This is a genomic window from Clostridium sp. K04 (assembly GCF_019734375.1).
Lineage (GTDB): Bacteria > Bacillota > Clostridia > Clostridiales > Clostridiaceae > Clostridium > Clostridium saudiense.
In genome coordinates, this window is record NZ_JAASHD010000020.1 from 12,443 (window position 1) to 32,681 (window position 20,239).

Genomic DNA, 20,239 nt, shown 5'->3' on the forward strand with positions numbered 1-20,239 from the left:
AAATTTAAATTTATTTTATACTTTATTAAATTTAAGTAAAATTATTTTTACTCATCAAAAAAAGCCTAAATAATAAGAGTAATCCTTAATTATTTAGGCTTTTTTAAATAACTATTTTATTGTAACTGTATAAGCACTATTAAATACTTGTCCTACTTTTAACTTTTCTATTCCTTCTTTATCCTTAAGTTCACCAGTAAAATCTTCAAAATCGGCATGTCCATACCATGGTTCAATGCATACAAACGGAGCTCCTGTTACTTTTGTCCATAATCCCATATAAGGAAAACCTGTGAAATCCATAGTTACGCACTTGTCATGATTAACTGATTTTAAGCTAATTTTATTAGATTTTAAATTATCAAAAACTAATGCATCGTCTTTAAATACATCAAAACTTAAATTAATAATATTATCATTATTTAAATATTCTTTTCTTTCTTTTTTAATGTATCCATCCTTGTTGATAATCATTATATCAGTTGTTTCCTTTTCATTAAATTCAAAATAATAATCATTTATTATTTCCCCACCTTTTATTGGACACATAAATGCCGGATGAGCTCCTATTGAAAAATAAATAGTCTTATCATCTTTATTTTCAACTGTATAAGCCGTTGTAACACCATCTTGAACTAATGAATAAGTAATCTTCAAAGAAAATTTATAAGGATATATTTTTAATGTATCCTCTGAATAAGGTAATTCAAATACTAATTTATTATCTGTTTTTTCTACTAATTCAAATTTACGAACTCTAGCCAATCCATGTTGTGGTAAGTTATATTCTTTACCATCAACTCTATATATACCATCTTTCACCTTTCCAACTATAGGAAATAAAACTGGCGCATGATATCCCCAATAATTTTTATTCCCATTCCATAAATATTCTGTACCATCCTTTTTAGATGTAATACTATTAAGCTCTGCCCCATGAGTGCTTGCAACAATTTTAATATTTTCATTTTCTAGTGTATATAACATTCTCATCACTCCTTATATCCTATTAATTTAAACGTTATCTTAATATATTATATAATATTTAACATATTATTTTAATATGCAAAATCAAAAAATGTATTTAAAACAGTAAATATTAATTATTTACTATTTTAAATACATTATTTTTAAATACATTATTTTTAAACTATTTTACCATCATATCCTAAAATACCTTGTCCTAAATTATAAAGGTTATTAAATCCTTCTTCTTCTAAAATTTGACATGCTAAAGCACTCTTATGCCCTGCCTTGCAATAAACTAAAATAGGTTTATCTATATTTTCTTTCAAATCTTCAATCTCCCATTCTAATTCTTCAACTGGTATATTTATTGCATTAGGAATCCTTCCTGACTTATATTCACTAAATCTTCTTACATCTATAATTACTAATTCACTACAATTTTCAATTAATTTATTAGCCTCTTTACTACTAATTGACTTAAATGAACTCATGCTTACACCTCTTTTGAATTATTCATTTAAACTAATTATAGTAATAATACTTATTATTTTCAAGCTTCTTATTTATTAAATGGTTTTACAGCATCAATAATAATTGATACCATTCCTAATTTTCCTCTAGAATTTCTGTTATCAAATCTATAACTTCTACATATCTTTCCTTTAGATTCATCCCACTCCTTATAATGAAAATCCCCTTGTTCATCACAATATTCTAAAAGAGTTACCTCAAATCCTGCTTCTTCAAAAACTTTTACTAAAGTCTTATAATCATATACCATTTTATGCTCTGCTGCTGGATGAGCTTCATGCCCTGGTCCTCCTACTTTAATCATGCTTTGATATAAAGCATTTTTAAAATTCTTATCTGGAACAGCACATCTAACATAGCCACCTGGTTTTAAAAATTTATAGCAATTTTCTGCTGCTTTTATTCCATCTTCTAAAGATAAATGTTCCCAAACATGTTCTGCTAATATTGCTTCAATTTCTTCATTTTCCTTCAACCTTTCCCATTGTTCTAAATTTAACAAATTTAATTCATTTTCTTGAGTAGAGACCCATCCATTATATTTTGTTTTTCCAGCCCCAACAATTATTTTCATAACCATTTCCCCCTTAATATACTATAAATGCCTATCTAAACATTATTAATATAGTTATATATGTTTAAAATTTATATATATGTATTAATAGTTATTTTTTTACCAATAAATCCAATTATATATATTTTATACCATAAAGACCGATATAGTAAATATCTTTTATTACTTTTTATCAAAAAAAACAGTCCTAATATATACACTTATATTAAGACCTTTAAGAATGCAATACCTCGAAATTAATTGTAGTACCTAACAAAATTAACAAAATAGCTATTACACTTTTATAAGCATTTTCAATTTCTTTTTCATTTCTCTCATCTCCAGTTTGCGATGAAGCAGTTCTATAATTATTAAATATTACTCCTGTAAAAATAGATGTTACAAATAAATATATAATATTCGCATTTTTAGGCACTTCTGATAAATCCCCAATTAAATCCGAATAATTACTCTCATTTAATTGATCTAATATTTGAACTTTTTGCCACTCTAGATATTTTATATTTAAAATTGATGCATATATTATTAAATATACTCCAAATAAAGATAAATCTAAAATTCCAATTTGATTAAGTAACTCTGCTTTTTCTTCTTCAGTAGTACTACTACTATTATTATTACTGTTCTCATTATTTTTTTTATAGCAACTATTTTTCTTATTAATTTTAGCTTCTTTTTTACTGTTAGATTTTTTCATAAAGTCATCTCTTTTAATACTTACATTGTATATATTATTCCAATTTAATACTCTCTGTTAACATTATTCTCAAGACTAACCTCTAATATTTACTACTTAATTTCGAAACTTATCTCTATATATAAATTCTTCAATATTATTTAAATAAATCTTCAATTATTTACTGTTATTTACAATCAAATTGTCATTTTGGAATTGATTCCAATGATTTTTTGATAAATAGTTATTTTTTTATTGTAAATATTTTACATAATGCATATAATATTTATACACGCGGGAAATTTTAGGAGGTTATTGTATGGGAAGTAATTGTAGTAATACTAAAGATTCATTTCAAATTTTTTTAGAGGAAAGAAATATTCCTGATCCTGATGAACTACTCGGGAAAGCACTTAAATATTTAAAAGAAAAAGGGAAAAAAGTTTCCTTTAAAGGCTTTGATATAAATAACTCAGCAATTGTTGAAATAGATAACGAACTTTATAAATTTGATAAGTGTTTTGGCCTTTGGCAGTCAGCTCGCTTTACTAAGGTTAATCCTAGTATTTCAGGATATAAACTATTAAATAGAAAATCAAAAATAGAAAGCTATTATTCTTAATAGGAAACTCGACTCCTTTCAGTCGCTGAGTAAGTTCGAGTAAACCAAATTAAAATTTGGACTCTCACTTAGGAAACTCGACTCCCTTCAGTCGCTGAGTACACTAAAGTGTACTTTCAACTAGCCAAATTAAAATTTGGAGTTTCAAGCAACTTCGAGTAAACCAAATTAAAATTTGGACTCTCACTTAGGAAACTCGACTCCTTTCAGTGATTGAGTACACTAAAGTGTAATTTCAACTACCCGAATTAAAATTTTAAATCTCACTTATACAAAAAGGCGCAAATAAGCGCCTTTTTATTTTACATTTTTTCCTTTTTATCTATTACATCTTTTGATTTATCCTCTTGCTTTGGTTTTATAATTGGCTTCTTTGGTGGTAACTTCTTAATAAAGCTTCCTTCAACCTTTAATTTCTCCTTATCATTCTCTACCATCATTACCTCTTCAGTTGTTTTTATTGCATGCTTAGGACAAAAATCTGTACATAACCCACAAAATGTACATGATGCTAAATCAAATGTCATTTTTATTTCCTGTCCACCCTCTACAGGCTTCATTTCCTTAGTAATAGCTTCTCCAGCACAAACCCTAATACAAATTCCACATCCTATACATGCATTAGAATCAAAATAAAGCTTTCCTCTATAATTTTCTGCTCCCTTTGTATTATCAAAATCTTCTTCATTTGTTAATACAGGCTTAAAAATATTACTTATACCTTCTAATAAATAAGGAAGTTTAAACATGCGTCTCTACCTCCCTCTTCTTATTTAATATTTCTACAGCTTTTAATATTCCTTTTGCTATTGCTTCTGGTTTTGGAGAACATCCTGCAACTGTTACATCTACGCTAGTCCATTTATCTAATGGTCCATCAATAGCATAACTACCCTTAAACACATTTCCTGAGGCTGGGCATGAACCTATAGATACAACAACTTTCGGTTCTGGAACTTGTGATAAAACCTTAATCATTCTATCTCTAGACTGTACTGTAATTGGTCCTGTTACAACCACTATATCTGCATGCCTAGGAGAACCTGCAACTTTAACGCCAAATCTTTCTATATCATATCTTGGTCCAAGTAATGCTAGTAATTCAATATCACACCCATTACAAGAGCCAGTATTTAAATGATATATCCAAGGAGATTTTTCCCTACTTTTTTCTACTAATGCCATTATCAAATACCCCCTTACAAATTAAAGCTTACTAATACATAGCTTAATAGTGCTAATATAGTTGGTACTGTCCAATAAAATTTAAACATTTGATTAGATTTATATCTACCCATAAGACCTCTTACTACAGATAAAAATAATACTGTAATCACAACTACTAATACAATTAATATCCATGTATTAACTATTATATTAATTACTAAATTTTCATTTTCAACTCCCGCATTACCTAAAAACAAAACTACAAATAAAGCAGTCATAACATATAATTTTATATTATGTGTTAACTTAAATAAACCAAGCTGCAATCCACTATATTCTGCTAATGGTCCTTCACAAAGTTCAGTTTCTGCCTCTGCCACATCAAATGGTGCAACTCCAATTTTAGCTGGTAAAATCATCAAAAAGGCAATAGCAGCCGGCAATAATGCTATAGAAAACATAAAACTTCCATTAATTTTTTGGGCCATTGATATTGCAGATAAAGAATACGTAGTTTCCATTCCTAAAACCATTCCTGCTTTTTTACAAACAGCTAATATTGATGTTATAAGCGGTAATTCATATGCAATCATAGAAACAACTTCTCTTGAAACACCTATAGATGCAAATGGTGACCCTGATGCAATTCCACCAATTATTATCGCTACTGAAGGAATCGTTAATAAATAGATAATTACAACAATATCTGCCACTCCTCCAAAAAATGTTACATTATATATAGGAAATAAAACTGGTACTATACAAATACTAACTAATGCTATTATTGGTGCCATTATAAATAATTTAGTATTAGCATTTCTAGGTACTATAGTATCCTTTCCTATTAATTTTACAAAGTCATAAAAAGGTTGAGAAATCTTAGGCCCCCTTCTTCTTTGCATTCTTGCAACTATTTTTCTATCCACACCTGATAAAAATAATCCCATAATCATTGTAAAAATAAAGCCTGGGAATATTAATAAATTAATTAATTTTAAAATATACTCCATATTCCCACCTCCTATACAAATATAAATAAAATTATTAATACTATGACTAATGTGCTTACAATCCATAAAGCATAATCATTAACACTTCCGCTATGTGCCCTCTGAATACTGTTTAAATATCCCTTTAATTGATATTTCATTCCCCAGAACAAGTCATTAGCTCCAACCTTAACCTTCTCACCCTCTTCTCCACCAACAAAAATATCATATTTACAACTTGGCTCTATATCTACATTTGAATAATTCACACCATTTGAAGCCTTATTTTGATATCTTGTAAATATACTCATATCAAATTCCTTATCAAGATTTTCATGTATTTCCTCACCAGTCTTTTCTCCTTTAAATATTACAAACAATAAAACACCTAAAAGCAATATTATGAATAAAATCAAAAAATTTGTTGGACTATAAACCCCATTAGTTGAAAATTCAATTTTACTAACATCAAAGTTTATATCCAATACACCATATACATTTCCTAATGCACTTCCAATATATATAGGCAAATTATAAATTGCTCTTACAACTGGTATTAATAAATTATCTACTACTAATCTTGGCATTATTCCTAAAACAACTGTTAACGCTGCTAAAATACCCATTGGTATCTTCATAGATAATGGAACATCCTCTACATTATCATCCTCCTTTTTAATAGGACCAAAAAACACAGAATGTCCTACTTTTATAAACGATGCTAAAGTAAGTGCTGATACTACAACAGCTATTATTGAAGCAATACCCAAATTTCCATTAAAACCTGATTCATAAATCATCCATTTAGATGCAAATCCATTAAAAGGTGGGATACCACTAATTGCTGCTGCTCCAAATAAAAACATCGCCATAGTAAATGGCATTTTCTTTCCTAAACCTGAAACTGAATCTAAATCCGTAGTTCCAGTTGTATACAAAACTGCACCTGCAACTAAAAATAATAACCCTTTAAATATGGCATGATTTATCATATGATAAGTTCCACCGGTTAAAGCCATTATGCTTATCTCTTCACTTTCTATAATTGCAATTCCTAATGCTGTAATTATATATCCAATTTGCGAAACTGAATGAAATGCTAAAAGTCTTTTGAAATCATGTTGTAATAATGCCATAGAAACTCCTATTACCATTGTTACTAATCCCCATATTAAAATTAAATATCCTACTGGCTTGTTAGATACTAGTCCAAAAATCATAAATACTAATCTTATAATTGCATATACTCCTGTTTTACTCATTACACCAGATAGTATCATTGATATTGATGAAGGTGCTGCCATATGAGCATCTGTTGGCCAAGTATGACATGGAACCATAAATGCCTTAACTGCATATCCAACCATCATAAGCGCAAATGCAACTATCATAGTAGAACTCATACCTTGTGATATATTTAAACTTACAGCTATTTCAGCCAAGTTTAATGTTTTAGTTTCACTGTATATCAAACAAGTTCCTAGTAAAATTAAAGATGATCCTAATGATCCTGTTACTATATATTTAAATGCAGCTTCAACTGACTTGTCCTTATAATTTCTAAATGCAGTTAAAGCAATAGCTGCAAAAGTCATTATTTCTAGCATTACATACATATTGAATAAATCACCAGTAAATACAAAACCAATCATACTTGAAGTTAATAATAAAAATAATACATAATATTTTTCTAACCCATTATCATGGCTCATGTATTTTAATGAATAAATTGCTGATAATAACGATGCCCCTGTAATAATTAATGATAAAAATACACCTAATGAATCTATTTCAAGACAAATCCCATAAGCTTTTCCTTCTATAGGAAGCCAATTTCCCATCCAAGTTACTATTACTCCACCCTCAACTAACACTGGCTTAATTAATAATAATACACATATAAACGATACTGTAGTTGCTATAACTGCTAATGCCTTTTTCACTTTTATATATTTTTCTTTAAAAAGCCCAAGTACAAAAGCTAATATAAACGGCGTCATTATCGCAATTATTGGAAGACTATTAATAAATTTAGTACTCACCCTCTAATCCTCCTTATATCATCACTTTCTATACTGTTATAATGCTTATTAATTTTAATAACTATTGATAAAGCAAGTGCAGTAACACAAGCTCCTATTACTATGGATGTAAGAGTTAGTGCTTGAGGAATAGGATCTACAAAATAAGTACTATTATCACTAAATATAGGTGCTGTTCCATTAACTCTGTATCCAATCGAAATTAATAATAGGTTTATTCCTGAATCTAAAATACCCATCCCAATTACTATCTTTATTAGATTTTTCTTCAATACAATTATGGCTAAACCAATAACTATTAATAGAAAAGCTCCAATATAATTAATTGTCATCTACTCCTCCCCCTTCTTATTTAAATTGCTCAACATAATGATTATCAAAAAAGAAATTCCTGCAAAAACTTTAAATCCTACTGCAAAATTCATTAAAAATATACTTCCTGACGAAAATAATTCTCCTGGAGTTCCCTTCTCAAGTATATTTCCAAAAAACACTCCTGAACCTATTAATCCTATAAATGCTAATATTATAAAGCCAAGTGCTCCTAAATCTTCTGCAATTTTAAATGTATTAGAAGCTATTCCATTCTTAACCTTTTTAAATCCATATCCAATATAAATCAATGCAACAGCTCCAGCAATTAGTACTCCACCTTGAAATCCTCCACCTGGTGATAAATGTCCATGTATTATGATATAAAGCCCTAAAGTAAGCAAAATAGGTAAAACTAAATTTGTACAAGAAATTAATATTGAGTCTCTCCTCTTTTTCATATTAGTTCTCCTCCTTTGCTTTCTTCTCTTCTCTTAACACTGCTGCAACACCACAAATTGCAGTGAACAATACTATTGCTTCTCCTAATGTATCATATCCTCTAAAATCAAATACTGTTGCTGTTACTGAATTTATAGCCCCAGTTTTACTCATAGTTTCATTAATAATTATTTGTGATGCATCTCCAAACACTTCTGACTTTGCCCCCATCTTAAATCCAACAAAAGAAAAAATTGCAAGTAATAAAATTAAAATTATATATGCTATTCTTTTTTGCATTTTTCTCCCTCCTTAGTCTTAACCTTATTTAAAGTTATTATAAAGATTACTGGCGTCAATATTGCTCCAACTGCTGCTTCTGCAAGTGCTACATCTGGTGCTTTAAGTATTAAAAATTCTAGTGCTAAAAATGTACCAAGAACAGCCATTGCAATAATACATTGAAGTATATCGTCTAAAAAAAATACACAAAGAGCAGCAATAACTAATCCACATATAACTAAAAAATTAAGTATTTCAAAACTACCCATTTATATCCCTCCTATAATGATCAAACTTCGTTTTATCACTTAACTCTGCTTTATTTTTATATGCAGCTCTTGCCATGGCATGGGCTCCTACTGGATTGCTTATTAATAAAAATACAACTATTATCAATGACTTAATTCCTAATGATGTATTTGATTCACTAAAACCATATATACTACATGCTAAAGCTATTGGCATTGCTCCCATAGTTGCTATATTAGTTGCACTTTGAAGTCTACAAAAAGTATCAGGCATCCTAATTACTCCAACAACGCCGGCTAGTGTAAAGAAGATTCCTATTACTAGTAATATACAAATTATTACTTCTAGTATAGACATTATAATTCCCCCTCTATATACTTAGAAATTAAAACTGTTCCAATAAAACCTAAAAGAGTTATAATAAGTCCAAGATCTAAATACATAGCTCTTTCTTCAATTGCACCAAATAAAATCATTACAATACCTAAAATTATATCTATAGAATCAGCCGCTAAAACTCTATCTATTACATTAGGTCCTTTAAAAACTCTATATACTAAAACTAATGCTAGGATAGCTAATAATATTGCTACTATATAAAATATAGAATTAATATTCATTATTTAAAAAGCCTCCTTACAAAATATTCGAATTTGCCTTTTATTATTTCTGATGCTTCTTTAGTATCTTCTGTAGTCGCATCTATCCAATGAATATACATTGCATTTTTATTATCTTCATCTTCATAAATATCCATTGTTATAGTTCCAGGGGTTAATGTTATGCAATTAGACAACATAGCTAAACCATAATCTGAATTTAAATCTGTAGTTATTTTTACAATACCCGGGTTTATATCTATCTTAGGGGATAATGATTTAATTGCAACACTAAAATTTGCTTTAATCAATTCCCATAAGTATACCGGAATAAATGCTATTAAATTTATTATTCTAAACTTTTTAAACAACCACATTCCATCTTCTCTTGCAAAATATTGACTTGAAAATAGACTAACTATTGCGGCAACAATAGCTCCTACAATAATCTCTTGTGCTCCTAATTTTAAAATATTAAAATCCTGCATTAAAAATAAAATCCAAAACAAATATGATAAAATAAAGGTTCCTAAAAATGCTGTCCATCTTTTCATAAATTATCACCTTCTATATTATATTTTTCTAACTAACCACTCTACGAAAGCTTTTGCTTCACCTTTCTCTAATGAGTTTATTTTAAATATCTGTGAATTAGGATTTCTTAATAATGTCTGATTCCTAACTTCATCTTCATTAAAGTTAAAATATTTTATCATATCATATTTTGTAAGTACTAAGGCATCTGCTTTTGAAAACATTAATGGATACTTTACAACTTTATCATCACCTTCTGGAATACTTAATAATGCAACCTTTAATACCTCCCCAATCTCAAATTCTGCTGGACATACCAAATTCCCTATATTTTCAACTATTATTAAATCTAATTCATTTAAATCAAATTTATTAATAATATTCTTTATTGACATAGCTTCAATATGACAAGCCCCTTGGGTGTTTAATTGAACAACAGGGATTCCTTCATCTTGAATTCTTTTTGCATCTATAGTTCCTTCAATATCCCCTTCAATAACGGCAACTCTTACATCTTTCTTTTTAAGTTCATTAATCAAGTTTAATATAAATGTTGTTTTTCCTGCTCCTGGAGACCCCATAATATTAATCATTTTTACATTGTTATCATTAAGTGTTTTTTGAACTTCCTTGTGACAATCTTCATTCCATTCTAAAATTTGTCTTACAACTTTTATTTCCATATTAATCAACCTCCATTGTATCCAAATAAAACTCTCTTCCCTTTGTAATTTCATATTGCAAACCCTTGCACTTAGGACATTTATAGTCATTCTTACCTATAATGCCTTTATACCCACATTCATTACATTCAATTTCTACTGGTATTTTTTCAACATTAATTTCTGTATTTTCAGCTATTGTTCCTCTTGCTACAATATTAAAGTAGTATGATATACAATCTGGAACTAAGTCTGTTAGCTCTCCAACCTTAATATTTATTTTATTAATCTTTTCAATTTTATGTTTTTCTCCTTCTTCCAGGCATATCTTAAGTAACCCCTTAGTTACAGCTAATTCATGCATATTTTTTCTCCTATCTATCTAAACATGAGAAACATGGATCTATACTTGCAACTATTAACCCTGCATCTGCAATCGTATTATTTTTTAACATAACCGGTACTGTCATTGAATTTTTAAATGTTGGTACATGAATATTAACTCTTCCATTTGTTTGCCCACCGTTTGTTACTACATAATAAGTTACCTCACCCCTTGGGGCTTCAGTAACACTCATATATTCACCTGCTGGCACCTTAGGTATTTTGTTTCCTAAATTAATAGGGCCTTCAGGCATTTTATTTAAAGCTTGTTCAATAATTTTTAAACTTTCTTCAATTTCAATTAACCTTACTACAGCCCTCGAAAATACATCTCCACCATTTGCTAATGCTACATTAAATTCAAAATCTTCATAAGAGTTATATGGCATAGTTTTTCTTACATCAAAATTAACTCCAGATGCTCTTCCATGTGGGCCACATGCCCCATAATTTAAAGCATCATCTTTTGATAAAACTCCAACGCCTTTAGTTCTAGCAGCTATACTTGAATCTTTCGCATATACATTATAGATATTCTTATATTCTTTTCTTAATTCAGCTATAATCTTTATTAATGTTTGTTTTTGATCTCCATCTATGTCTCTACGAGATCCACCAATAATATTCATAGCATAGTTGACTCTATTACCACTTATAACCTCTAGCATATCCATAATTTTTTCTCTTGACGCAAAACACATCATAAATAATGAATCAAATGCAATTATATGTGCAGCTAATCCCAACCATAAATAATGTGAATGTAACCTTTCAAGTTCACTCATAATAACACGAATATATTGACCTCTCTTAGGCACTTCCATACCTGCAATATCTTCTATAGCTAAACAATAAGTCATTGCATGTGAATGAGAGCAAATTCCACATACTCTTTCAACTAGCGTAATTGTTTGAATAAAATTTCTTGTTTCCGTTAATTTTTCTATTCCTCTATGGTTATAACCTATGAATACCTCAGAATCCTTTATAAGTTCTCCTTCAGTAAGAAGCTTAACATGAACTGGCTCTTCTAAAGCTGGATGATAAGGACCTAATGGCAAAATATAACTCATCCCTTCTTCCCCCTCTTATTTATCTTTTAATTTTTTTAATTCATTTAATGGCATTATTAATATTTGCCCCTCACCTTCTTTAAATTCTTCAGGCAAGAACAATCTTCCACTAAATATTAATCCTTCAAATTTTAATGGCATCATTTCTTGAATCTCTTCTTCAAACCACTGTGCACCTTTATATATATTAGTCACAGTTGGTAATATAGTCTCACCTTTAATGTGATAATGTTTCCTAAAATTATCATATTCAAGCGTATACACTACAATATTATTTTTATCTTTATCTACGTATCCATTTATAGCTACTAATCTTCCCTGCTTTTCTCTAACATCTTTTACTTTTGAGATAATTTCTTCTTTATTAATCTCTTCTATTGTAATTTTATTCATAAGACACCTCCCCTTGTCTAAAGTAATATTTTTATATTTTTGCATAATTATTACATATGCTTACCTTATATTATACAAGAGTTTACCTCTTATTTTAATATCATATTCATGTGTTTTAAATTTTATTTTATATTATCTTTCTTTGAATTATTAATTCTATTTTTTGTTTTATATCTATAATTTTTATGCTATAATGACAATATAATTATTGTTAACATAGTATAATTTATAATAAAAGGAGTTTTTGCAATGGGTTTCAAAGATAAAATGACAAAATACTACTCTGATGCATATATGAATAAATATGGAGATAGAATGACAAGTGTATCTGGTACAGTTTTATCAGTTAAAACTGAAACTAAGAGCTTTCTTGGTATTTTTAATAGATTACATGTTTGGCTAGTTGTTAAATCTGATGCTGGTAAGCAAATAGCTAAATGTGAATATAAAAGAAATAGATGGTTTAAAAAGCCAGAATTTATTGACATAAACCAAGGTCACAAAATAATTGTTATGGGTATTAAGGGTGAAAAAGGTAAAGCAAATTCTGAAGTTGTTATAGCTTCAAACATCGCTAACTTAACTACTAGAAAAGACCTTCATCCATTTGACCATAGTCAAATAAAAAAAGCAAGACAACAAGCTACTAAAATGAGAACTAGATAATCAAAAAAGAGTCGAATATACGACTCTTTTTTTTATTTCTTATAATATTTCTTTTTAGCCTTTACACTGATAAAACTAAATTGATTCCTCAATTATTATTGGTTTCAACTCTCTTCTGTGTAAAATATCATACATAATTGGAACTATAAATAAAGTTAAAACAGTAGCATAAGTTAACCCACCAATTGTAACTATAGCCATTGGCTGAATCATATCTGCTCCCATTCCAATTCCCATAGCTAAGGTAGATAATCCTAAAATAGTTGTTAATGCAGTCATTAATATTGGTCTAATTCTTGCTTTTCCAGCTTCAATTAATGCCTCCTTCTTTTTCATCCCACCTAATCTCAACTGATTTACATAATCTACAAAAACAATACCATTATTAACAACTATTCCTGCAAGCATTAAAAAACCTAATATTGAAATCATATTTAATTCAAATCCTGTAATAATTAATGCTAAAAATCCTCCTGTAAATGCAAGTGGAATAGTAAATAGTACTATAAATGGTGATAGTAAAGACTGAAATTGTGCTACCATAATTAAATATATAAATACTATGGCCATTGCAATCATAAGTATTAAATCCCCAAAAGCTTGTTTCATTGAATCACTTTCTCCACCAATTTCAATAGTATACCCTTCAGGCAATTCATATTTATCTATTTCTTTTTCTACAGCTTTACTCACATTTCCTACATTATGTTCTGCATCAATAGCTGCACTTACAGTAATAGCTCTAGTTTGATTAATATGATTAATTGAAGATAATCCATTTTCTTCACTAATTGTTGCAATTTCACTTAATGCAATTTTTTCTTCATTGCCATTCTTAGTTCCTTTAATTTCAAGATCCTTAATATTATCTCTTTTCAAAGTATTATTACTATCTTTTGCTATTATTACTGGATAATCACTAGAATTTATACTTAATGAAGTTGAAGTTGTTTCTAATGATATCTCTTGCGCTACAGCCTGATAAACTTGTGCTACCGTTAATCCATATTCCATAGCTTTATTTTTATCAACAGTTATCCTTGTTTCTAAAGAGGTATCTTCTTGTCCATTAGATACTTCAATTGTACCATCTACTTTACTAATTATATCTGCTATATCATTAGCTATTTCTTTAATCTTATCTAAATCATCACCTTCAACAGAAAGACTTATTCCAGATCCCCCCAAAGCAGACATATCCATAGTTGAAGTAGTTACATTAATTTCACAATTTAAATCTTTTGTTTTATCTTCAATTAATTTCCCAACCTCTTTGCTTGATAGTTTTTTATCATCTTTTAAAATTACATAAAGTGAAATTGATTTACTATCTCCTCCACCCATTAAGCTCATAGAACTTGAATTTTGCATTGCCCCTATAGTATCAACATCATCAATTTCAGAAATCCTATCAATAATTGTATTACTCATCTCTCTTAAATCAGTAGTTTTTGTATCATTATCCATAGTCATACTAACAGAAATTTGAGTACTATCCATTTCAGGCATAAGAGAACTTCCTCGTGATATTGAAATTACTGTACTACTAACAAGTAATACAACAACCAAAATTAGAAATATTGGCTTATATCTTAATGCAAATTTAAGTGCTTTACTATATATTTTTATAAATTTATTAAAAAATTTGTGCTCTTTTTCCACTGTTGTTTTAAGCATCGTAGATGACATAGTAGGTACTAATGTTAATGCTACAATTAAGCTGGCTATTAACGAATATGCTATAGTTAATCCCATATCAGTAAATAACTGCCTAGATATACCTTCAGTAAATACTATAGGTAAAAATACACAAATGGTAGTTAATGTTGATGCTAAAATTGCTCCTGCAACTTGAGTTGATCCCTTAACAGCTGCTTGAATTGCTGGCATACCTTCATTTCTTAATCTATATATGTTTTCTATAACAACAATACTGTTATCAACTAACATACCAACACCTAATGCTAAACCAGCTAATGATATAACATTCATTGTTACACCGCTAAAATACATCATTACTAATGCAAATAATAAACTTATTGGAATACTAAAAGCAATAATTATTGTTGGTTTTATATTTCTTAAAAACAGTAATAATATAATTATTGCTAATATACCACCTAAAATTAAATTGCTTAATACAGAATGAATAACGATATTAATATATATTCCTTGGTCTTCTAGTGCTGTAATATGCATATCCTGATTATTTTTTTGTAATTCCTCTATTGTATCATTAATTTTATTGGATACTTCTGATGTAGAGTAGGTGCTTTGCTTTTGAAAAGATAATATTATTCCATCATTGCCATTTATCTTAGCATACATTTCATCCGAGTTATCTGTATATGAAACTTCAGCAATATCCTTTAAATATATATCTCCTACTCCTTCAACATCAATATTAAATAATAAAAGATTTTCTAACTCCTCTAATGAAGTTAATTCATCTCCTACTTTAACCAAATATTTTTCTTCATCTTCTTGAATGTATCCTGCTGGCATTGAAAAATTTTCTGCCTTTAGAATATTTGATATAGTTGATGCCGAAAGTGCTTCTCCTATACCTGCATTCTTATATACTTCATCCCTTGAAGCTTCGAATTCTTTTATGCTTTTGTTTAGTTCTGCTTCACTATTTGTAAGTTGTGCAGAAGCTTTACTTAATTCTTGATTTAAAGTTAACTTACCTAATTCTAGTTCTTTTTCCTTATCAGCTAATCCTGTAAGTTGTGTTTCTAATTCACCCTTTTTAGTAGTAATCTCTGAAATTCCTGAATTAATTGCCTCTAACCCACTAGTTAATTCATTTAGTAATTCTTGCTCCTTTTCAGATATTTCAATTCCTACTCCTTGTTGTGCTTCTAAGAACTTGTCCAACAAGTTCTTTTTCTGTTCTATATCAGCCTTTTGATTTTCTAAATCATTTTGAGCTAATAATAAGCTATTAATTGCTTCAATTAATTGTGTTTTACCACTTTCTAAAGCTGCACTTGCTTCTGCAAGCTGTGCTGTTTGCTCTTTTCCCTGAGTTTCTAACTGATTCTTTCCTGATTCTAATTGATTCTTTGCATCATCTAATTGTGCTTTTCCTTCTGCTAACTTTTCATCAACACTAGCAAGCACCTTATTATTAATTGAATCAATTTTTTCTTGATTTAATTGGATCTTTATTTTTTCTTCCACTAACCCTGTTGAATTTACTGACGCTACCCCATCAATTTTTTCAAAGGCCGGAATAACTGTTTCATTTACAATCTTAGTTACTTCCTTTGTATCTAATCCATTAACATCTATGCTTGCAACCATTATAGGTAACATATCTGGATTCATCTTCATTACCATAGGTGATTGAACATCATCATCAAACTGAGCTTGAGCTAAGTCAATGTAACTATTCATTTCAATTAAGATACTATCCATATTAACACTTTGTTCAAACTCTAAAATTATAATACTTGAATTTTCACTAGAAATACTATTTATATTCTTAACTCCACTTGTTGTTGCAAGTGATTGTTCTAGTGGCTTAGTAACTGCAAGTTCTACCTTTTCAGGGCTTGCCCCTGGATATGTTGTCATAACAACAACATATGGTAAGTCCATACTCGGCAATAAATCGGTAGTCATTTTTGTAAATGATATTACGCCTAGTAATACAACTAATATTACTGAAACGAAAACTGTAAATGGTTTTTTAACACTAAATTTTGAAAGCATTATTACCCTCCTATTATTGGCATATTAAGTTAATTTTAACTTTACAGCACAATAATTTCAAGGAAGTTACTAATTTATAACTATTTATTTACAATTTTCACATTTAAAATCTTTTCCACTTTCGTTTACTGTTCCACTATTAATTATTTTACTTCTAGCTAAAGTTCTACATGTACTCTTAGAATGATATGTTTTTCCATTAGGTGTCCAATATACAATCTCTTCTTGATTTAATAAATTATCATTATTTTCATCTATTAAATCAAGTATGTTGCTTTCTTCACTTTCTACGCAAGTTTTCTCTTCACCTTTTTCGTTAATTTCTACATTTATTTCATCATGCTCAATTTCTTTTACTTTTATTTCATTTTCTTGTGCTTCTATTTGACTTTCTTTTAAATCATTCTCATTTTCTATTAATATACTATTATGTAAATTATCTTTCTCTTTATTAATATGTCTTTCTTTAATACTTTCTTCTCTATTATCTATCTTACTATCTTTATCTTTATTTTTATCTTCTTTAAAAATTCCTAAAGGTAAAAACTTTACTACCTGTACTTTAAAACTTCCTCTTAAAATTTCATTTCCATACATAACTATAACAATTAGTACTATTACTAAAAATATTATAAATACAGCCATATACTTTTCTCCTAACATAATTATCTTATAAACTCTACTTCGACATTAAATAAAATTATTCTCTCTTATTATTATATAAAATATATAATACTTTTAAATAGTTTTTTCTTTCTTTTATATATAAATCTTTTAATATCTACTAAAAATTAAAAGAACTACCCTACAGTAGTTCTTTTAATTTTATTAATGTATTCTTCTCACGATTTTATAAATGACTATATTTTTCATTATAATTAAAGGTTTATATGCACATATGCCAAACTAAAATACCACTAATTCAGTTCCTTCAATTGCCTTATTAACCATTTCTTCTACATCAAGAACAGATTCAGCTTTTCTCATAGCTTCTAACTGTGGCTTAGTTTTAGGATGTTTTGGAACAAATATTGTACAACAATCTTCATATGGTAATATTGAAGTATCATATGTACCTATTTCCTTGGCAATATCCATTATATCTCCTTTATCCATGGCAATTAATGGTCTAAATACAGGTCTATCAGCGCAATCAGTACTAACTATTAAACCTTCCATAGTTTGACTTGCTACTTGCCCAATACTTTCTCCACTTGAAATTGATTGTACTCCATACTTTTCAGCTAAAGTACATGCACATCTCATCATGAATCTTCTCATTAATATAGTTAATTCATCTTGTCTGCATTTTTCCATTATATCTAATTGGATTTCTGTAAATGGAACTATGTATAAATTAACTCTTTCTGTATAATTTGAAAGTATTTTAGCTAATTCCTTAACCTTATCCTTGGCTCTCTCTGAAGTATATGGATGACTGTGATAATATACACAATTTAACTCTACTCCTCTTCTAGCCATTAAATATCCAGCTACTGGAGAATCAATCCCACCTGATAGCATTAACATAGTGCTACCATTCATTCCATATGGTAATCCCCCAACACCTTTTATTTTATCTTTGCTTGTAAATACATATGCCTTTTCTCTTATTTCTATATTTACTAAACATTCAGGGTTTTTAACATCTACATCTAAACCTTCACCAAAGTGATGAAGTACATAGCCACCAACATCTCTTGATGTTTCAATAGAGTTTAATTGGAACTTTTTATTTGCTCTATTAGTTTCAATTTTAAATGTTTTAGGATTAGCTTCCTTAACTTTTTTTAATGCTTCTTCTTTAATGGCAGTTAAATCTCTTTCTACTTGAGTAACTATACAAACTTCTGCAACACCAAATACTTTTCTTACTCTTTCTACTGCTGCTTCTATATCATCAGCTTTTATAAAGCCTCTACCTTGATCTGTTACAAATTCAAATTGTAATCCTGAAAGCTTTTTTTCTATATTTTCCTTTAACTTTCTTTCAAATTTCCCTCTATTTAATCCTTTTAAAAATATTTCTGAAGCATACTTCACTAAAATTAACTTATTATTCATCTTTTTACTCTCCTTAAAAACATTAATGACTTTTTCAAAACATTAATTGTATAATCTACTTCTTCTTTTGTATTTTCATATGAGAAAGAAAACCTAATAGCTGATTCCACTTCTTTGTTAGTTAACCCTAGAGCCTTTATTACGTAACTTCCATGAGCCGCACTAGTTTTAGACGTGCATGCTGATCCGGTTGCTACAAAAATATTTTCCTCTTCTAATAAATGCAATAACACTTCAGCTCTAACTCCTAAAAATGAAACATTTAAAATATAAGGGCTATAGCCATCAATCTTGCTATTTATTCTAATATCCTTAATTTCTTCTAATCTTTCAATAAAATATTTTTTTAACTCTAAAGTTTTATCGTATCTTTCATCCATATTCTCAAAAGTAATTTTAGAAGCCTTTTCAAATCCTATTATTGCTGGTAAGTTTTCTGTTCCTGCTCTATAACCTTTTTCCTGTCCACCACCAGAAATTAAAGAATTTAATACAATGCCTTTTTTTATATAAACAAATCCTGCACCCTTTGGTCCATGAATTTTATGCGCTGCTGTTGTTAAAAAATCAATTTTAGCTTTATTAACATCAATAGGTAATTTTCCATAAGCTTGAACTGCATCTACATGAAATTTAGCTCTTGAACTTCTTTCTTTAATTAAATTTCCTATTGCTTCAAGATCTTGAACAACACCTATCTCATTATTAACATGCATAATTGATACTAAAACTGTATCTTTATTAATAGCTTCTTCTAAATCTTCTAATGAAATTCTTCCTTCACTATCAACATCTAAATATGTAATTTTAACACCTTTCTCTTCTAGATATTTACACGTACTAATTATTGAATGATGCTCAAAAGCAGTCGTTATTAGATGATGACCTGGTTTTAATAAACCTTTTAATATAAGGTTATTACCTTCACTTCCACCAGAGGTAAAGTAAATTTCATCTTTATTGCATTTAATGGTAGATGCAAAATACTCTCTAGCTTCATTTAATCGCTTTTCACATTTCATTCCAATTTTATGTAATGATGATGGATTGCCAAAGTACTCTTTCATACCTTTGCTTACTTCATCTATAACTTCATCATAAGGCATAGTAGTAGCACTATTATCAAAATATACATTCATTGACAATCACTCCTTTCTTTTAGTATTTACATCATAAGTTAAGTTTAACAGTTTATAAATTGAAGTTACAACTTTCACATTAGAAAAAGTTGTTTCATATTAATTTTACATTCTATCAAAATAAACCTCTTAGGTCAATCTAATATTCAGA

25 protein-coding genes are annotated in these 20,239 nt (G+C 28.7%); 2 read left to right on the top strand and 23 right to left on the bottom strand.

Annotation, left to right across the window (positions count from 1 at the left end):
• Positions 1-111: 111 nt before the first annotated feature.
• The 4 genes from HCG70_RS09705 to HCG70_RS09720 all read right to left on the bottom strand — a co-directional run bounded on the left by HCG70_RS09705 (position 112) and on the right by HCG70_RS09720 (position 2,771).
• On the bottom strand, positions 112-987 hold the full coding sequence (locus HCG70_RS09705; RefSeq protein ID WP_055291466.1) for an aldose 1-epimerase family protein: 876 nt from the start codon (positions 985-987) through the stop codon (positions 112-114).
• 158 nt (positions 988-1,145) lie between these two features.
• The gene (locus HCG70_RS09710) at positions 1,146-1,460 is read right to left on the bottom strand and encodes a rhodanese-like domain-containing protein (RefSeq protein WP_042394236.1); all 315 of its coding nucleotides are present in this window, start codon (positions 1,458-1,460) and stop codon (positions 1,146-1,148) included.
• Between the two features lie 68 nt (positions 1,461-1,528).
• A complete protein-coding gene (locus HCG70_RS09715; protein ID WP_154820392.1) occupies positions 1,529-2,074 on the bottom strand; it encodes a methyltransferase domain-containing protein in 546 nt (181 codons plus the stop codon).
• 214 nt (positions 2,075-2,288) lie between these two features.
• Positions 2,289-2,771 (bottom strand): hypothetical protein, encoded by a 483-nt coding sequence (locus tag HCG70_RS09720; protein ID WP_055274873.1) that lies wholly within the window; start codon positions 2,769-2,771, stop codon positions 2,289-2,291.
• Positions 2,772-3,069: 298 nt separating this feature from the next.
• Between HCG70_RS09720 and HCG70_RS09725 the strand changes: the two genes are divergently transcribed.
• Entirely contained in the window at positions 3,070-3,372 is a 303-nt protein-coding gene (locus tag HCG70_RS09725) for a hypothetical protein (protein WP_042394243.1), read from the top strand.
• Between the two features lie 302 nt (positions 3,373-3,674).
• Here the strand turns inward: HCG70_RS09725 and HCG70_RS09730 are convergent, their stop codons facing one another.
• Genes HCG70_RS09730 through HCG70_RS09800 form a run of 15 tightly spaced genes read right to left on the bottom strand, consistent with a single transcriptional unit; the run spans position 3,675 to position 12,499 of the window.
• Entirely contained in the window at positions 3,675-4,121 is a 447-nt protein-coding gene (locus HCG70_RS09730) for a 4Fe-4S binding protein (protein WP_042394244.1), read from the bottom strand.
• The gene (locus HCG70_RS09735; protein ID WP_042394246.1) at positions 4,114-4,557 is read right to left on the bottom strand and encodes an NADH-quinone oxidoreductase subunit B family protein; all 444 of its coding nucleotides are present in this window, start codon (positions 4,555-4,557) and stop codon (positions 4,114-4,116) included. Before HCG70_RS09735 ends, HCG70_RS09730 begins: the two co-directional genes overlap by 8 nt.
• 14 nt (positions 4,558-4,571) lie before the next feature.
• Entirely contained in the window at positions 4,572-5,549 is a 978-nt protein-coding gene (locus HCG70_RS09740; RefSeq protein ID WP_042394249.1) for a respiratory chain complex I subunit 1 family protein, read from the bottom strand.
• An 11-nt stretch (positions 5,550-5,560) separates the two neighbouring features.
• Positions 5,561-7,570: a proton-conducting transporter membrane subunit gene (locus tag HCG70_RS09745; RefSeq protein WP_052330572.1), complete on the bottom strand. Its 2,010-nt coding sequence runs from the start codon at positions 7,568-7,570 to the stop codon at positions 5,561-5,563.
• Positions 7,567-7,902, bottom strand: a complete 336-nt coding sequence (locus tag HCG70_RS09750) for a sodium:proton antiporter (protein WP_042394251.1) — start codon at positions 7,900-7,902, stop codon at positions 7,567-7,569. Before HCG70_RS09750 ends, HCG70_RS09745 begins: the two co-directional genes overlap by 4 nt.
• On the bottom strand, positions 7,903-8,343 hold the full coding sequence (locus tag HCG70_RS09755; RefSeq protein WP_042394254.1) for an MnhB domain-containing protein: 441 nt from the start codon (positions 8,341-8,343) through the stop codon (positions 7,903-7,905).
• A gap of 1 nt (position 8,344) precedes the next feature.
• Entirely contained in the window at positions 8,345-8,623 is a 279-nt protein-coding gene (gene mbhE / locus HCG70_RS09760) for a hydrogen gas-evolving membrane-bound hydrogenase subunit E (protein WP_042394256.1), read from the bottom strand.
• Positions 8,608-8,874, bottom strand: a complete 267-nt coding sequence (locus HCG70_RS09765; protein ID WP_042394258.1) for a hydrogenase subunit MbhD domain-containing protein — start codon at positions 8,872-8,874, stop codon at positions 8,608-8,610. Before HCG70_RS09765 ends, mbhE begins: the two co-directional genes overlap by 16 nt.
• Positions 8,867-9,211, bottom strand: a complete 345-nt coding sequence (mnhG, locus tag HCG70_RS09770; RefSeq protein ID WP_042394260.1) for a monovalent cation/H(+) antiporter subunit G — start codon at positions 9,209-9,211, stop codon at positions 8,867-8,869. The genes HCG70_RS09765 and mnhG overlap by 8 nt, the downstream gene beginning before the upstream one ends.
• Entirely contained in the window at positions 9,211-9,474 is a 264-nt protein-coding gene (locus tag HCG70_RS09775; protein ID WP_042394262.1) for a monovalent cation/H+ antiporter complex subunit F, read from the bottom strand. Before HCG70_RS09775 ends, mnhG begins: the two co-directional genes overlap by 1 nt.
• Positions 9,474-10,007, bottom strand: coding sequence for a Na+/H+ antiporter subunit E (locus HCG70_RS09780; protein WP_042394263.1), 534 nt, complete (start codon positions 10,005-10,007; stop codon positions 9,474-9,476). The genes HCG70_RS09775 and HCG70_RS09780 overlap by 1 nt, the downstream gene beginning before the upstream one ends.
• Before the next feature lie 18 nt (positions 10,008-10,025).
• Positions 10,026-10,670 carry a hydrogenase nickel incorporation protein HypB gene (gene hypB / locus HCG70_RS09785; protein ID WP_042394265.1) on the bottom strand — a complete coding sequence of 215 codons (645 nt, stop codon included), beginning with the start codon at positions 10,668-10,670 and terminating at the stop codon, positions 10,026-10,028.
• A gap of 1 nt (position 10,671) precedes the next feature.
• Positions 10,672-11,013: a hydrogenase maturation nickel metallochaperone HypA gene (gene hypA, locus HCG70_RS09790; protein WP_042394268.1), complete on the bottom strand. Its 342-nt coding sequence runs from the start codon at positions 11,011-11,013 to the stop codon at positions 10,672-10,674.
• Positions 11,014-11,023: 10 nt separating this feature from the next.
• A complete protein-coding gene (locus HCG70_RS09795) occupies positions 11,024-12,106 on the bottom strand; it encodes a nickel-dependent hydrogenase large subunit (RefSeq protein WP_042394270.1) in 1,083 nt (360 codons plus the stop codon).
• Positions 12,107-12,121: 15 nt separating this feature from the next.
• Positions 12,122-12,499 (bottom strand): NADH-quinone oxidoreductase subunit C, encoded by a 378-nt coding sequence (locus HCG70_RS09800; protein WP_055274866.1) that lies wholly within the window; start codon positions 12,497-12,499, stop codon positions 12,122-12,124.
• 249 nt (positions 12,500-12,748) lie between these two features.
• Here HCG70_RS09800 and HCG70_RS09805 point away from each other — a divergent pair, with 249 nt between their 5' ends.
• Positions 12,749-13,165, top strand: a complete 417-nt coding sequence (locus HCG70_RS09805) for a hypothetical protein (protein WP_042394273.1) — start codon at positions 12,749-12,751, stop codon at positions 13,163-13,165.
• Positions 13,166-13,240: 75 nt separating this feature from the next.
• Here the strand turns inward: HCG70_RS09805 and HCG70_RS09810 are convergent, their stop codons facing one another.
• From HCG70_RS09810 to HCG70_RS09825, 4 genes are all read right to left on the bottom strand, one after another.
• A complete protein-coding gene (locus HCG70_RS09810) occupies positions 13,241-16,885 on the bottom strand; it encodes an efflux RND transporter permease subunit (RefSeq protein ID WP_221697703.1) in 3,645 nt (1,214 codons plus the stop codon).
• Between the two features lie 84 nt (positions 16,886-16,969).
• Positions 16,970-17,530: a hypothetical protein gene (locus tag HCG70_RS09815; RefSeq protein ID WP_052330573.1), complete on the bottom strand. Its 561-nt coding sequence runs from the start codon at positions 17,528-17,530 to the stop codon at positions 16,970-16,972.
• 261 nt (positions 17,531-17,791) lie between these two features.
• A complete protein-coding gene (gene thiI / locus HCG70_RS09820; protein ID WP_042394278.1) occupies positions 17,792-18,949 on the bottom strand; it encodes a tRNA uracil 4-sulfurtransferase ThiI in 1,158 nt (385 codons plus the stop codon).
• A complete protein-coding gene (locus HCG70_RS09825; protein ID WP_042394282.1) occupies positions 18,946-20,088 on the bottom strand; it encodes a cysteine desulfurase family protein in 1,143 nt (380 codons plus the stop codon). Before HCG70_RS09825 ends, thiI begins: the two co-directional genes overlap by 4 nt.
• Between the last annotated feature and the right edge of the window lie 151 nt (positions 20,089-20,239).

What these genes read in the sequence shown, in the direction of transcription:
- HCG70_RS09705 (WP_055291466.1), bottom strand. Translation starts at nt 987, where the DNA reads ATGTTATATACACTAGAAAATGAAAATATTAAAATTGTTGCAAGCACT.
- HCG70_RS09710 (WP_042394236.1), bottom strand. Translation starts at nt 1,460, where the DNA reads ATGAGTTCATTTAAGTCAATTAGTAGTAAAGAGGCTAATAAATTAATT.
- HCG70_RS09715 (WP_154820392.1), bottom strand. Translation starts at nt 2,074, where the DNA reads ATGAAAATAATTGTTGGGGCTGGAAAAACAAAATATAATGGATGGGTC.
- HCG70_RS09720 (WP_055274873.1), bottom strand. Translation starts at nt 2,771, where the DNA reads ATGAAAAAATCTAACAGTAAAAAAGAAGCTAAAATTAATAAGAAAAAT.
- HCG70_RS09725 (WP_042394243.1), top strand. Translation starts at nt 3,070, where the DNA reads ATGGGAAGTAATTGTAGTAATACTAAAGATTCATTTCAAATTTTTTTA.
- HCG70_RS09730 (WP_042394244.1), bottom strand. Translation starts at nt 4,121, where the DNA reads ATGTTTAAACTTCCTTATTTATTAGAAGGTATAAGTAATATTTTTAAG.
- HCG70_RS09735 (WP_042394246.1), bottom strand. Translation starts at nt 4,557, where the DNA reads ATGGCATTAGTAGAAAAAAGTAGGGAAAAATCTCCTTGGATATATCAT.
- HCG70_RS09740 (WP_042394249.1), bottom strand. Translation starts at nt 5,549, where the DNA reads ATGGAGTATATTTTAAAATTAATTAATTTATTAATATTCCCAGGCTTT.
- HCG70_RS09750 (WP_042394251.1), bottom strand. Translation starts at nt 7,902, where the DNA reads ATGACAATTAATTATATTGGAGCTTTTCTATTAATAGTTATTGGTTTA.
- HCG70_RS09755 (WP_042394254.1), bottom strand. Translation starts at nt 8,343, where the DNA reads ATGAAAAAGAGGAGAGACTCAATATTAATTTCTTGTACAAATTTAGTT.
- mbhE (WP_042394256.1), bottom strand. Translation starts at nt 8,623, where the DNA reads ATGCAAAAAAGAATAGCATATATAATTTTAATTTTATTACTTGCAATT.
- HCG70_RS09765 (WP_042394258.1), bottom strand. Translation starts at nt 8,874, where the DNA reads ATGGGTAGTTTTGAAATACTTAATTTTTTAGTTATATGTGGATTAGTT.
- mnhG (WP_042394260.1), bottom strand. Translation starts at nt 9,211, where the DNA reads ATGTCTATACTAGAAGTAATAATTTGTATATTACTAGTAATAGGAATC.
- HCG70_RS09775 (WP_042394262.1), bottom strand. Translation starts at nt 9,474, where the DNA reads ATGAATATTAATTCTATATTTTATATAGTAGCAATATTATTAGCTATC.
- HCG70_RS09780 (WP_042394263.1), bottom strand. Translation starts at nt 10,007, where the DNA reads ATGAAAAGATGGACAGCATTTTTAGGAACCTTTATTTTATCATATTTG.
- hypB (WP_042394265.1), bottom strand. Translation starts at nt 10,670, where the DNA reads ATGGAAATAAAAGTTGTAAGACAAATTTTAGAATGGAATGAAGATTGT.
- hypA (WP_042394268.1), bottom strand. Translation starts at nt 11,013, where the DNA reads ATGCATGAATTAGCTGTAACTAAGGGGTTACTTAAGATATGCCTGGAA.
- HCG70_RS09795 (WP_042394270.1), bottom strand. Translation starts at nt 12,106, where the DNA reads ATGAGTTATATTTTGCCATTAGGTCCTTATCATCCAGCTTTAGAAGAG.
- HCG70_RS09800 (WP_055274866.1), bottom strand. Translation starts at nt 12,499, where the DNA reads ATGAATAAAATTACAATAGAAGAGATTAATAAAGAAGAAATTATCTCA.
- HCG70_RS09805 (WP_042394273.1), top strand. Translation starts at nt 12,749, where the DNA reads ATGGGTTTCAAAGATAAAATGACAAAATACTACTCTGATGCATATATG.
- HCG70_RS09810 (WP_221697703.1), bottom strand. Translation starts at nt 16,885, where the DNA reads ATGCTTTCAAAATTTAGTGTTAAAAAACCATTTACAGTTTTCGTTTCA.
- HCG70_RS09815 (WP_052330573.1), bottom strand. Translation starts at nt 17,530, where the DNA reads ATGGCTGTATTTATAATATTTTTAGTAATAGTACTAATTGTTATAGTT.
- thiI (WP_042394278.1), bottom strand. Translation starts at nt 18,949, where the DNA reads ATGAATAATAAGTTAATTTTAGTGAAGTATGCTTCAGAAATATTTTTA.
- HCG70_RS09825 (WP_042394282.1), bottom strand. Translation starts at nt 20,088, where the DNA reads ATGAATGTATATTTTGATAATAGTGCTACTACTATGCCTTATGATGAA.